Here is a 12,796-nt window from a genome sequence, read left to right on the forward strand (position 1 = left end):
GCAGTCAAGCTCCCATTCCGGCAGCGATTGGCGGCCGGTGCACCGAGAGGTCGCACCGGCAGCCGGGCGAAGCTTTGCCAAACGTCGCCGTCGAAACACACCTACATCTGGAGAACCATTGTGACCATCCTTCTCAACTCCGTTGAATCCCGCGACGCCGCGTTTGTTCTTCATCCCTATACCAACGCCTCGCAACATCTGAAGGACGGCCCGCTGGTGATCGCCAGGGGTGAGGGGATCCACATCTTCGACAACGAAGGCAATAAGTACATCGAAGGTCTTGGGGGGCTGTTTTGTGCGTCGCTGGGCTTTAGCGAACAACGTCTGGTCGACGCGGCAACCCGCCAAATGAAAGAATTGCCGTTCTATCACAGCTTCGGCGGCAAAACGCATGAGACCGCCGTCGAGCTTGCCGAACGGCTCATTCAGCTTTCACCGGTGCCGATGTCGAAAGTGTTCTTTGCCAATTCGGGTTCCGAGGCCAACGACACGGCCATGAAGCTTGTTTGGTATTATCACAATGCGATAGGCATGCCGGAAAAGAAGAAGATCATCTCACGCATGCGGGCTTACCACGGTGTCACCATCGCTTCGGCGAGCCTGACCGGACTCCCGAACAACCACCGCGATTTCGATCTGCCGATCGATCGGGTACTGCATACGGATTGCCCGGAGTTTTATCGCTATGGCCGCCCGGGCGAAACGGAGGAAGAATTCGCGACGCGCTGTGCCACCGCGCTTGAACAGATGATCCTTGCCGAGGGACCGGAAACCATCGGCGCATTCTTCGCCGAGCCATTGATGGCTTCCGGCGGCTGCATCGTTCCGCCGCCAACCTATTACGAGAAGATCCAGGCGATCCTCAAAAAATACGACGTACTGCTGATCGCCGATGAAGTCATCTGTGGCTTTGGCAGGCTGGGCACGATGTTCGGGTCCGAAAGCTTCGGGCTTCAGCCGGATATGATCGTCATGGCAAAGCAGCTTTCGGCGGCCTATCAGCCGATATCCGCACTGATGATCAACGAAAAGATCCATTCCGCAGTCGTTGCCGAGAGCGAGAAAATCGGAACATTCGGCCATGGTTTCACCTATAGCGGCCATCCCGTTGCGACTGCGGTGGCCCTGGAAACCTTGAAAATCTACGAGGAACGCGACATCGTTGGCCATGTCCGGAACATCGCCCCGCTGTTCCAGCGGCGGTTGAACGAACTTCGCGACCATCCGCTCGTCGGCAACGCCCGCGGTCGCGGCCTCATCGGGACCCTCGAACTGGTTCGCAACAAGGAAACGAAAGAACAGTTCAAGCCAACGGACGGCATCGCCATTCACGCAGGCAAACAGGCCCAGGTCCATGGCGTCATCACGCGTGCCCTTGGCGACAATTATTCACTTTGCCCGCCGCTTATCATCACTGAAGCACAGATCAACGACTTGTTCGACCGCTCCACTCGGGCGTTAGATGACACGTACACCTGGGCGAGGGCGACCGGCCTCTATTGAGTGAAGGAACCGACGATATGCGAAACTTCGAATTGCCTGGACGATCGATGGCTGTCGGCCGCAGCGGAATGGCGGCAACATCCCACCCGATGGCGACCTTGACCGCCATCGACATACTCAAAGCCGGCGGCAAGGCGATAGACGCTGCCGTGGGTGCCTGCGCCGTGCAATGCGTCGTCGAGGCTGGTTCCACCGGCATAGGCGGCGATTGCTTTGCGTTGCTGTCATCAAACGGAAATGATGATGTCGTTGCCTATAATGGCTCGGGACGCACACCGGCGGTGGCGCATTTCGACTGGTTTCGGGAAAACGGGATCGCTTCGATCGAGCGATCGTCGCCGCATGCAGTGACGGTTCCTGGTGCGGTGGACGCGTGGACGCGTCTCGTTGCCGATCATGGAAGAATGTCGCTGTCAGAAATCCTTGCACCCGCAATTGCACTGGCTCGCGACGGTTATGCAATCACACCGCGGGTCGCCGCCGACCTCTCGAAGCAAACTGATTTGCTACTGCGCGATCCTTCGACACGCCGCATTTTCCTGGTCGACGATCAGGCTCCGCAGGTCGGATCGGTTCAACGTCAGTCGGAACTGGCACAGACACTGGAAACGATTGCAGCTTCGGGCCGGGACGGCTTCTATCGCGGCGCGGTGGCGGACGACATGGTGACACGGCTGAATTCGCTTGGCGGCCTTCATACACGCGAGGATTTTGCGTCTGCGGCTGGCGAATATGTCAAGCCTGTCAGCGCAACATATCGAGGATGGACGGTGCATGAATGTCCGCCGAACGGGCAGGGCATCGTCGCACTGATGATCCTGAAGATCCTGGAGCGCTTTGAACGCAAAGGCGATCCGCTTGATGTCGACAATCTGCACATCGAAGTCGAGGCCACTCGGCTGGCTTATGCCGCCCGTGATCGTTGGGTCGCCGACGCTGCGGTCTCAGTTGTTCCGGTCGATTTCCTCTTGTCCGAGGAACTTGCCGACAGTCTTGCCGCCGAGATCGACATGAATAGGGTCGCCGACGCCGGGGCGGCCATCGACGGCGTCGAGCATTCAGACACCGTTTACATTTCGGTCGTCGACAAGGACCGAAATGTAGCCAGCTTCATCAACTCGATCTTCCATCCCTACGGAAGCGGCTTGATGGCTCCGAACTGTGGCGTCTTGTTCCACAATCGTGGACAGAGTTTCAGTTTGAAGCAGGGCCATCCGAACGCGATAGGGCCGCGCAAGAGGCCCATGCACACGATCATCCCAGGCCTGGTCACACGCCATGGCAAAACTGTTTTGTCATTCGGCGTCATGGGGGGACACTATCAGGCGATGGGCCACGCCCACTTCCTCACCAAGCTTTTTGATTTCAATTTGGACATTCAAACGGCAATCGATTTACCTCGTCTCTTTCCGCTTCCTGGCACGGCGACGATCGAGGCCGAAGCACTTCTCCGTACCTCGATCGGTCCTGATCTTGAAGCGCGCGGTTTCAAGGTTACCGCTCCGAATTGGGCGATCGGCGGCGCCCAGGCAATCTGGATTGACGATCAACACAATACGCTGTTGGGCGCCTCCGATCATCGAAAAGATGGCTGCGCGCTCGGCTACTGACAGCAATGGAGAACGAGTATGGCGGCATATCCGGATACCCAACTTTATATCAATGGCCACTGGAGGGACGGCTCTGACGAGAGTCTGACCATCGTCAATCCCGCCTCGGGCGAGGTCATCGGCCGCGTTTCAAATGCCAGCAAGGGTGATCTCGACGAAGCGCTTTCGGCCGCCACCGCCGGGTTTGAACACTGGCGGCAAGTCAGCGCGTTCGAGCGGGCAAAACTCATGCACGACGCCGCCAAGATCCTGCGGGACCGCTCCCAGGCGATCGCGCGCGTAATGACGTTGGAGCAGGGCAAACCGCTAGCTGAATCCAAGGCGGAAACCGCGGGAGCTGCAGACACCATCGACTGGTTTGCCGAAGAGGCGCGTCGTGCCTACGGCCGTTTGATCCCGCCGCGGGCGACCCATATCAGGCAGATGGTCGTCAAGGAGCCTGTCGGCCCGGTGGCGGCCTTCAGTCCGTGGAATTTTCCATTGAATCAGGCCGTACGGAAAGTTTCGGCGGCCCTTGCAGCCGGCTGCTCGATTATCTTGAAGGGGCCGGAGGAGACGCCGGCAAGCTGCGCTGAACTCGTTCGCGCCTTTGCTGATGCGGGCCTGCCGGCGGGCGTGCTCAATCTCGTTTTTGGAGTTCCCGCCGATATTTCGAACTATCTTATTCCGCACCCGGTTATCCGGAAAATCTCCTTCACGGGATCGAGCGTGGTCGGAAAGCAGCTGGCCTCGCTGGCCGGCGCCCACATGAAGCGCGTGACGATGGAACTCGGGGGCCACGCGCCGGCTCTCGTTTTCGATGACGCCGATATCGATCTGGCGGTCAGACTGTTGGCCGGTGCGAAGTTTCGAAACGCCGGTCAGGTCTGCGTGGCACCGACACGGTTCCTCATCCAGGAAAGCGTCTATGAAAGATTTCTCGATGGCCTGGTAAAGGCGGCCGAGGCAATCAACGTCGGCGATGGATTGAGCGATGGTGTCACCATGGGGCCGCTTGCCAATGCGCGAAGGGTCGAGGCCATGGAAGCGCTGACAGCCGACGCGGTTATGCGCGGCGCGAAGATCGCAACCGGCGGCAAAAGGATTGGCAATCTCGGCAATTTCTTCCAGCCGACAGTTCTGACCGACGCTCCACAAGATGCGCGCGTCCTGAGCGAAGAACCGTTTGGTCCGCTTGCGATTGTCAGTGCCTTTTCAGACTACGCTTCTGCCGTTGCCGAAGCCAATCGCTTGCCATACGGGCTTGCGGCATATGCCTACACGACCTCTGCAAAGACCAGTGCCGGCCTTGCGCGCGATATCGAAAGCGGCATGCTGTCGATCAATCATCATGGACTGGCGCTGCCAGAGCTACCCTTCGGCGGCATAAAGGATTCCGGCTACGGTTCGGAAGGCGGTACCGAAGCGATGGAGAGCTATTTCAATACAAAGCTCGTAACCGAGGCGGTTGGTTAGCGGACCACCGATCCACGCGGTAACGTTGGGCGCGGGAAGGGCACGCCGCTCGGCAAACCTTCCGCCCCATAACTCGGTTCAACTTTGCAGAATTGCCTTTCGGATGAGCCTGTCTCTGACGATTTCAAACACCGCTCAGTCGACCGATCGCCTTGTGCCGCACCGACGCCGCGCCGCCAGTGCCGATACGGTTCAGCAGCCGGCGCACCTGCCGCTCGCTCAAGTCGAGTACATGCGCGGCCGTCACCATCGTCATGCGGCCGGCGATTACTTTCGTCAAAATCTCGATCCGCTGCAGATCACGCTCGCTCATCGCAATCAGACCCATCTGCAATCTCCCTGGCGTCATTCAGACGCGGGGAGTGTGACATTCCAACTTTGCAAAAACAGGACACTTTAACTTTGTGGCTACATATGAATATCGCATAAGATGGATTATGGAACAATAAGATGTCATCTGATTACAATCACATACCGTCGTCATCCATCTCAGCGTCCAACTCTTTCAAACCAATCCTCGCGAATTTGCCTTTTGAAGCACATCTTCGGTTTCATCTCCGGACCTTCCCTCGTAAAGCGGCTAAGCATTGCCCACAGACTGCTTCGAGACCCATGTCTCTGACGATGCGCGCTTGGCGACAACGGGGTCAGCGATTGCTTCGAAGCATTCGATGGAAAGCCGCCCGTGGCTCGACGCGGTTACTCCTCAGGTGTTGGGATGACTTTTGATGGCCGTTGTAGTTCCGCGGCGGCGGCGGAGGCTATTGCATCTCCCGTCCCGCTGGAAACATGAACCGTCGGAGTTGCAAACTGGATGCCTTTTTCCGCGAATGTCTTCCTGAGCATGGCGAGGGCCTTCCGGCGAACGCCGAATTGTTCGCCGGGTTTCGCCATGAACTTCAGCCGAATTTGTACACCGTAATCGGCCATCTGCTCGATCCCCTGCATTTTCAAGGGCTCGATGATGTTGGGCCCGAGTTCGGCATCCTCCAGAAGCTCGACGCCGATGCGCTTGATGGTCTTGCGGACCTCCTCAAGGTCGCTGTCATAGTTCAGGGTAAGAGTAATGATATCGATCACCCAGTCGCGGCTCAGATTTTGCACCGCGCCGAGTTCGCCGAAGGGAACGATGGTGACTGGACCGCGATGATGTCGCAGGCGGATGGATCGTAGCGAGAAACCTTCGACCGTCCCTTTGTATTTTGCTGCCTGAATGTACTCACCGATGCGAAAGGCATCGTCGAACAGATAAAAGACGCCGGAGATGATGTCCTTGACGAGTGTTTGTGCACCGAAACCGACGGCTATGCCGACGACGCCAGCGCCCGCCAGCAGCGGTCCGATCTGAATGCCGACCGCATCCAGGATCATCAGGAAACCGACAGCCCCGATCGCCAGAAACAGCACGTTGCGAAGGATCGGAAGCAGGGTATTCAACCGCTGACGCCGGCGCACGTCGGGTCCGTCCTGATGCCCAGCCTCCGCACTTCGCGACGCCACCGCCATCTGACTGTCGATCAGCGTGCTTGCGAGCTTCCAGATGACATCGGTCACCAGCAGCACGATAACGATGCGGATCCCTGCGCGGATCAAACGTGTGGTCACCGTCTCGGCTGCGGCAAGGTCACTGAGATTGACATCCCACGAACGGGCAATGAGCAGCGCGGCGACCACGATGAGGCCGTTACGCAGCGTTTGCATGATGACCACCGACCATCCGACGATGGCCGGATCTTCGACGGCGTGCTCGCCGCCGGATCGTATAATGCGACCAATGATATCACGAGCCACGGAAACAGTAAGCGGCAGAAGCGTCATGACGATCACTGTCCAGAATGCTCCGCGGAGCCCGGACACCCATAACAGCCACGACAGCATGATGCTCGCGCTGAAGCCGACACAGACCAGGCGGTTCACCGGCGGCCCATCAGAACGAAAATGCCGCAGCCAAATCATGGCGACCAGCGTGATTGAAACGACACCGAGCCACGCCGCGGTAAAAAGGTCGACCAGGATGGGTGAAGCCCCGATGGTCTGGAATACTTCGATGATCGCCCAGCCAGCCGCCAGCACGGCGACGATTGCGAGGAGCCAGTAGTACCAGAACCACGCAAGCGAGGTGGCAAGCGTCAGAAGCCGCATGTGCGGCAGCCGTGCGCCGGGCGCGATGACAATGCGGCCCACAAGCACGCCGAGGCGCACCATCAGCGCCGCTGATAGCAGAATGAGCGCAATATCGCGAAAGACGGCAGGCCAAGGAAAGAGGATAAACGCGCCGAGGCTTCCGATCAGATAACCGACCAACGCGAGAAGGCCCATTGAAAGCCGGCTCGCATGGAGCTTGATCCGCTGCCGCACGGTGTCGGCAGGCGCGGTCAGCACAAAATGAAGCAGCCCTCGCCCGGACCACCAGGCAACGCGCTGCGCAGCGAATCCGCCTGCTATGAAGAGGGTAACCGCCAGGATCAGTCCGACGGCATCGATACGATCATCCGTTTGGAAGACCCGGATCGCCGTTTGGATCTGTCCCGGAAGGGTCGGGACTGCATCGACGAGTATGAGCAACCTTTGGCGCAAATCCTGTAATGCAGTGGCAATCGACGGCGGTGCCGCCTCCTGCGGTGCCGCTGCCGGTTGCGCCGGTTCCTGAGTGCCGGGGACGATCCGATTGACCAGCGCGCGTCCGGCATCATCATTCGGCAATTCGATGATAACACGGATCGGTCCCGAGGAACCGGTCGGTTCGGCCGCTGTGGCGGCCGTTACGCTCGCGAGCAGAAGCGTCGAAAATACCACCGTCAGGACTATGGACACTCTGCCGAAAAAATGACGGTTGTCGTTGATGCGCATGTAGCCGTGGTCCCCGCGACGTTGGCGTCGCTTCTGCTTGGTTGGTAGAAACTTCGGACGTTGTGAAGCGTTGCACAATCAACGTCAATCGACGAACCCGTCTGACGGACGAAAGCCTAACGTTTGCCCCCGCGCGCAAATGGCCGCCGTTACCCGGAGATCCCTTCGACGGTGGCCTAAGCCCATGTTTTCAGGCTTGCAGAGGGGTGATGCGAGGATCAGCCACTGGCCGTCCGTGAACTCGTCGCATGATCACCGGCGATCAACGTTCCCTCGCCCCATCGGCGGCTCATGACCGCACCGTCTTGAACCCTGCCCTGATCTCCTGACTGAAGAGTTCCGGTTCTTCCCAGGCAGCGAAGTGGCCGCCCTTGGCGACGCGGTTGTAGTAGACCAGCTTCGGATAGGCTTTCGACAACCAGTGCTTGGGCGGCTTGTAGACCTCTCCGGGGAATACGGTGACGGCGACCGGTATTTTGACCTCCGTGAGCTTCGCGCCCGCCATCGCATTTTCCCAATAGATGCGGCCACTCGAGGGGCCCGTGTTCGTCAGCCAGTACAGCGTGATGTTGTCGAGGATGGCATCTTTGCCGAGCGCCTGTTCGGGGTCGCCTGGGGTGAACACCCAATCGGCGATCTTGTCGTAAAGCCAGGCGGCGAGGCCAACGGGAGAATCCGCAATGCCGTAACCGACCGTCTCCGGACGTGTGCTCATGATTGCGGCGTAGCCGAAGCCATTGTTGAGGAAGTCCCGCGCCTCGTCGAAGACCACTTTCTCGTCCGCAGACAGGGTACCGGGAGCCGGTCCTCCATTTTTGAGAGCTTGGGCTGCGTCCGATGGGAACGTCGTGGCGCGCTCGACCCTGTTGACGTGGATCGCGAGCAGCCCGTCGGGCGCCTGGCGACCCAGGGCGTCGCTGATGATCGCACCCCAGTCGCCGCCTTGCGCGACGTAGCGGTCATAGTCGAGCCGCTTCATCAGCACGTCCCAGGCAGCCGCTATTCGCTGCGGGTTCCAACCCGTCGCCGGAGGTTTCCCGGAGAAGCCGAATCCCGGAATCGAAGGGATCACCAGGTGGAAGGCGTCCTCCGCCGAGCCGCCGTGCGCCGTCGGATCCGTGAGTGGTCCGATGACATCAAGCAGTTCGAACACCGAACCCGGCCAGCCATGGGTCATGATCAGCGGCAGCGCGTTTTCATGGCGGGAACGGGCATGGATGAAATGGACGTCCAGTCCTTCGATATTGGTGAGAAATTGCGGAAAGGCATTCAGCCTGCTCTCTGCCTTGCGCCAGTCGTAGGACGACTGCCAGTAGGCCACCAGCTCCTTCAGCCTCGCGGGCTGGACGCCCTGCGAACGATCCGTGACGGTTTCGCCGTCGGGCCATCGGGTCTCGGCAAGTCGCCGCCTGAGATCGGCGAGCGCTGCCTCGGAAACCTCGGCCTTGAACGGTCGGATCTCCGCCGCTGCGGCGGTGACATCGGCAGCCTCTGATGCGAGCGGAAGGAGAACCGCGGATATGCCGGCGGCGGCACTTCCCCACAGCAGCGAGCGTCGCGACATAGGCCTGTGGTTCAAAGAGGTCAGCAGCGCCATGACGTGTGTCCTTTCCTGACATCGAGGGTCAACGGACAGGTTCGACAAGGGCTGTTCCCTTGATGGGTTCAATTCGGTCAGTCATATCAGTTCTTCCTCATGCTGTCGCCCGACGCTCTGCCTCCCGCCTCGATACGCTAACGAGCTTTCTCAAATCGGCGGCTGGTAGCGATTTGGGTCGGTCGAAGCAGACCCAGCACCTTGAGAAATTAAGAGGCAGCCTCTCGATCGAAAAAGCATTGCGCAGCGGCGTCGCAGCGACATCGAGAGGGTTCCTCTCATTTTCCCCGGCTACCGCGCGGCGACGGCGTGGCCACTTATTTGCGCAGACAGAACCATTGACCCGTCGTTCAGGAAAGGACCTCCTATGTCTGAGAACAAAACCGCAAATAGCGCCGCATCGGTCGCCGCAGCTTCATCCATCCCCCTCGGAGAAGTCTTAGCGTCCGCGGAAACCCGGCACGGCGCCGTCGACTTCATCGAGATCGACGAGATGCTCACGCTGAGGAGAATGATTGTTCGCGCCCCGGCGCCAAAAGGCACCGCGCTTTTCCTGCATGGGTTTCCGGAAACGCTGACGGTCTGGAAGCATATCGCGAGCACGCTTGCTCGCGACTATGACGTTCATGCCTTTGATTGGCCGGGCTACGGCCAGTCGTCGCGCCCGATCCTGCAACGGTTTTCCTACGCGCCGCAGGCCTACGTGGCGGTGTTGAAGGCCTATATCGAGAGGGCCGGCATCGACCGGTCGAACCTCGTGATCTATGCGACCGATATCGCCGCCCTCCCCGTTCTGCTGCTTGCTCTCGATGAGCCGGCGATCGCCAGGCGGATCATCGTCGGAGACTTCGCGCCGTTCGACCGGCCGCAATACATGTGGGAGAGCCTGCAGAACCTCAAGGCCGAGCCGACGGCCTCGCCGACCCGAGCGTATATGAACAAGACAAGCGACGAGATCCTTCAGAACGTGCACAGGCGCGGCCTGTCGCCCGCTGAGCAATTCGATTTGCCGACCGACGTCCAGCGGGACATGGTCCGTTCGTGGAGCCTCGATGGGATGACGTCAGCGGACGCCTTTGCCCACTACTACGCGAGTTTCACGCGCGACCAGAACGTCCTCGAGGCCAACCTCGAGCGACTGAAGACGCCGGTCAAGCAGATCTGGGGCGAAAAGGACGTCTACATAAGAAAGGAAATGGGCATCGAGTTGGCCGCCAAGATCGGTGCGAAAATCGATATCCTGCCGGGTATCGGCCACTTTCCACATCTTCAATATCCTGAACATACAGTTGAAGAAATTCGCGCATCATTCAGATAAAGCTGGATTACCTTCTTTCTTCGATCGTGCGCCTAATCTTGGCGAAGCCCAGTCGACAAAAGCGCGTACCTTCAGCGCCAGAATCCTCTGGCGCGCGTAAACGATATGAATCGGCTGTGGTGCTCCATCGAAATCCCGCAGGATGGGCACGAGCGCGCCAGACGCCAGCTGGTCCGGAACCTGGTAGTCGAAGAGCCGCGCGATCCCCGCTCCGCCGACGGCTGCTGCGACGCAGTTCGCCGCTGTATTCACTTCCAGCCGGTTGCGGGGCGCCGCCTCCATCGGCCTGCCGTCGACGTCGAATGTCCAGAAGAATGTCCGCTTGTTGAAGAATATCCCCTCGCGATCGATGAGATCGCCCGGACCCTGAGGTTCGCCATGTCGCGCGAGATAGGCAGGGCTCGCGCAGGTCAGCAAACGGAATTCGCCGATTTTGACCGCATGGAGGAAGCTGTCGGCGAGGTCGCCGAGGCGAATGGCGATATCCACCTGCTCGGACACGAGATCGACCGTGCGATCGAGCGATAGAAGGTTCAGCGACACCTCCGGGTATCTGTCCATGAAACCGAGCGCAACGGGCAGCACGTACCGGTTCCCATATTCGATCGGCATCGTGATCGTGAGCACGCCTCTGGGCGTCTGGTATTCGCCGGACGCCCTTCGCTCCGCCTCCTCGAGATCCGCTATGATCTTTCGGGCGGCGTCGACATAGTCGCGGCCGGCATCGGTGAGCTGAAGATTGCGGCTGGTGCGGACAATGAGGTTTGCGCCAAGATGGCGTTCAAGGTCGGTTACCTTGCGGCTGACGCTGGGCAAAGGCGCGTTCAGCCTCCTGCTGCCGGCCGAGATGCTTCCGGCGTCGACAACGGCCAGCAATATGCGCATCGCTTCGAAACGATCCATTGGCCACCGCCCGTAAGATAGCACTTCTGCTCATCATCGGCCAGCAGACTATGACGTTGCCCTGAACCGCAGGCAATCCTAATCCAGCAGTTTGCGTATGGCCATGATCCCCTTTGCAGCATCCGACCAGGATTGCCGCCAGATCAAAACGCCGACGCTGAGGACGGTCGCGACAAGGAAGGGTATTGGCCCAATGAACCAGAATGCGGCAGCGACGGTGAAGTAGTAGGATCGGACCCCGACGCTGAACGATCGAAGAGCCGGGTTCAAGACCAGGGTCAGGGCGTTCGTCCAGCTGACGATGTCCCTGTCTTCATCGCGCGACGGGCTCGCCCCGATCGCCGCAAGGCAATAGTTGATCTGCCGGACCGCCCATATGAAATCGGACAGGCCGCGCAACAGCGTCGCCATGATCAAGAGCACCTTGCACTGGAAGAACCAGGCGGGATCCTGCGCCGCAAACATCGCGATCAGCCCGCCGCCCGATCCGTAATTCGGCTCCATGAACAACGCACCGCTGAGCCCGACGATGACGATGAGGTTGGCCGATCCGAAGAAGGATGCCGAATTGATCGTGTGCCCGAGGATCGCCGCGTCGCCGATGAAGTTGTTGTCTCGAGTCAGCACCTCGCGCATCCAGGCCGCGCGAATGCGCACCATGTCGACGGAAAGACTGTCGTTCCGCCGCGGCCATCCCATTGCCATCAAAGGCTCGAGTGCCATCCAGACGAGAAGGAAGAATACGATCGCCGCGACGTTCAAAAAATCCATGGTGTCCCCCGAACTGAATGGCGTTTTTCCAGACACTACTTCGAGGGAACGGCGGCTCCAAGCGTCTATCGTCGTCCCCGGGTACCTTCGGTGCGCACAAGCGCCAAGGCGCTACCAGCGGCGCGTCGCGAGCTTCTATGGCAGTCTCGGGCCTCGTGCACGAGGAAGATCAAAAAAGTCGATATTGCGTCCGGTCGAAAGGCGACTAAGATTGAGTGGCACCAGCCGCGTGACGTGGTCAACCGGCAGCGCTGGCGGTCAGACTGGGGATACGGAATGGACCTTGCCGAAGAGCCTGGCATCTTCACGTGGGACTTGGCGACCGACACGGTTTATGCGGATTCGGCGCTGGCAAACCTCTTTGGGCTTGATCCGGAGCAGACCATCTCGGGGCTGCCGATCATAAAATACCTCGACAGGATTCACCCGGACGACAAGCCATCCGTGGCCAAGGCGATTTCAGACTCTGTGATGACAGGAGATCCCTACCGCCATGACTATCGGGTATTTGATGGAAGCGGGCAAATGGTGGCCGTGGCCGCTTTCGGCCGCTGCTTCCGGGATCAAGCCGGAAACCCATCGCAGTATGCGGGCATCGTATTTCGGACGACTGATCACGTCCAGCAAGACGAATTGTATGCTCACTGCAGGGAAGCGCTGAAAATCGCGCAGTCATCCGGCCTGCAGACGACGGCCGATGCGCTTGAAGCGATTCTGAAAGAGCTTGCCAAGCCGATGCCTTCGGACGTTGTACCGCTTCATTGACTTCCTTCCAAGCCATGGTGTCGA

Annotated in this window: 9 protein-coding genes and 1 pseudogene; 5 read left to right on the forward strand and 5 right to left on the reverse strand. The window is 59.4% G+C overall.

Going from position 1 to position 12,796, the window contains the following annotated elements; genetic code table 11:
• The first annotated feature begins 120 nt into the window (after positions 1-120).
• Genes J3O30_RS11605 through J3O30_RS11615 form a run of 3 tightly spaced genes read left to right on the forward strand, consistent with a single transcriptional unit; the run spans position 121 to position 4,568 of the window.
• On the forward strand, positions 121-1,503 hold the full coding sequence (locus J3O30_RS11605; RefSeq protein ID WP_207580498.1) for an aspartate aminotransferase family protein: 1,383 nt from the start codon (positions 121-123) through the stop codon (positions 1,501-1,503).
• Positions 1,504-1,520: 17 nt separating this feature from the next.
• Positions 1,521-3,113 (forward strand): gamma-glutamyltransferase, encoded by a 1,593-nt coding sequence (ggt, locus tag J3O30_RS11610; protein WP_207580499.1) that lies wholly within the window; start codon positions 1,521-1,523, stop codon positions 3,111-3,113.
• An 18-nt stretch (positions 3,114-3,131) separates the two neighbouring features.
• Positions 3,132-4,568 (forward strand): NAD-dependent succinate-semialdehyde dehydrogenase, encoded by a 1,437-nt coding sequence (locus J3O30_RS11615; RefSeq protein WP_207580500.1) that lies wholly within the window; start codon positions 3,132-3,134, stop codon positions 4,566-4,568.
• Between the two features lie 139 nt (positions 4,569-4,707).
• Here J3O30_RS11615 and J3O30_RS11620 read toward each other — a convergent pair.
• The 3 genes and pseudogenes from J3O30_RS11620 to J3O30_RS11630 all read right to left on the reverse strand — a co-directional run.
• A pseudogene (locus J3O30_RS11620) lies at positions 4,708-4,896 on the reverse strand (helix-turn-helix domain-containing protein); the annotation flags it as partial.
• A gap of 371 nt (positions 4,897-5,267) precedes the next feature.
• Positions 5,268-7,418 (reverse strand): mechanosensitive ion channel family protein, encoded by a 2,151-nt coding sequence (locus J3O30_RS11625; RefSeq protein ID WP_207580501.1) that lies wholly within the window; start codon positions 7,416-7,418, stop codon positions 5,268-5,270.
• A gap of 289 nt (positions 7,419-7,707) precedes the next feature.
• Positions 7,708-9,015, reverse strand: coding sequence for an epoxide hydrolase family protein (locus tag J3O30_RS11630; protein WP_207580502.1), 1,308 nt, complete (start codon positions 9,013-9,015; stop codon positions 7,708-7,710).
• Positions 9,016-9,382: 367 nt separating this feature from the next.
• Between J3O30_RS11630 and J3O30_RS11635 the strand changes: the two genes are divergently transcribed.
• A complete protein-coding gene (locus tag J3O30_RS11635) occupies positions 9,383-10,333 on the forward strand; it encodes an alpha/beta hydrolase (RefSeq protein WP_207580503.1) in 951 nt (316 codons plus the stop codon).
• Here J3O30_RS11635 and J3O30_RS11640 read toward each other — a convergent pair.
• Entirely contained in the window at positions 10,322-11,236 is a 915-nt protein-coding gene (locus J3O30_RS11640) for a LysR family transcriptional regulator (RefSeq protein WP_207580504.1), read from the reverse strand. The two genes, J3O30_RS11635 and J3O30_RS11640, sit on opposite strands and share 12 nt — an antisense overlap.
• A gap of 78 nt (positions 11,237-11,314) precedes the next feature.
• Complete coding sequence (locus tag J3O30_RS11645) at positions 11,315-12,007, reverse strand: DUF599 family protein (protein WP_207580505.1); 693 nt, start codon at positions 12,005-12,007, stop codon at positions 11,315-11,317.
• A gap of 276 nt (positions 12,008-12,283) precedes the next feature.
• On the opposite strand from J3O30_RS11645, the gene J3O30_RS11650 reads away from it, so the two are divergent.
• Positions 12,284-12,772, forward strand: a complete 489-nt coding sequence (locus tag J3O30_RS11650; RefSeq protein WP_207580506.1) for a PAS domain-containing protein — start codon at positions 12,284-12,286, stop codon at positions 12,770-12,772.
• The last annotated feature ends 24 nt before the right edge of the window (positions 12,773-12,796 follow it).

The sequence above is a fragment of the Rhizobium sp. NZLR1 genome (assembly GCF_017357385.1).
Classification (GTDB): Bacteria; Pseudomonadota; Alphaproteobacteria; order Rhizobiales; family Rhizobiaceae; genus Rhizobium.

What these genes read in the sequence shown, in the direction of transcription:
- J3O30_RS11640 (WP_207580504.1), bottom strand. Translation starts at nt 11,236, where the DNA reads ATGGATCGTTTCGAAGCGATGCGCATATTGCTGGCCGTTGTCGACGCC.
- J3O30_RS11645 (WP_207580505.1), bottom strand. Translation starts at nt 12,007, where the DNA reads ATGGATTTTTTGAACGTCGCGGCGATCGTATTCTTCCTTCTCGTCTGG.
- J3O30_RS11630 (WP_207580502.1), bottom strand. Translation starts at nt 9,015, where the DNA reads ATGGCGCTGCTGACCTCTTTGAACCACAGGCCTATGTCGCGACGCTCG.
- J3O30_RS11650 (WP_207580506.1), top strand. Translation starts at nt 12,284, where the DNA reads ATGGACCTTGCCGAAGAGCCTGGCATCTTCACGTGGGACTTGGCGACC.
- J3O30_RS11615 (WP_207580500.1), top strand. Translation starts at nt 3,132, where the DNA reads ATGGCGGCATATCCGGATACCCAACTTTATATCAATGGCCACTGGAGG.
- ggt (WP_207580499.1), top strand. Translation starts at nt 1,521, where the DNA reads ATGCGAAACTTCGAATTGCCTGGACGATCGATGGCTGTCGGCCGCAGC.
- J3O30_RS11625 (WP_207580501.1), bottom strand. Translation starts at nt 7,418, where the DNA reads ATGCGCATCAACGACAACCGTCATTTTTTCGGCAGAGTGTCCATAGTC.
- J3O30_RS11635 (WP_207580503.1), top strand. Translation starts at nt 9,383, where the DNA reads ATGTCTGAGAACAAAACCGCAAATAGCGCCGCATCGGTCGCCGCAGCT.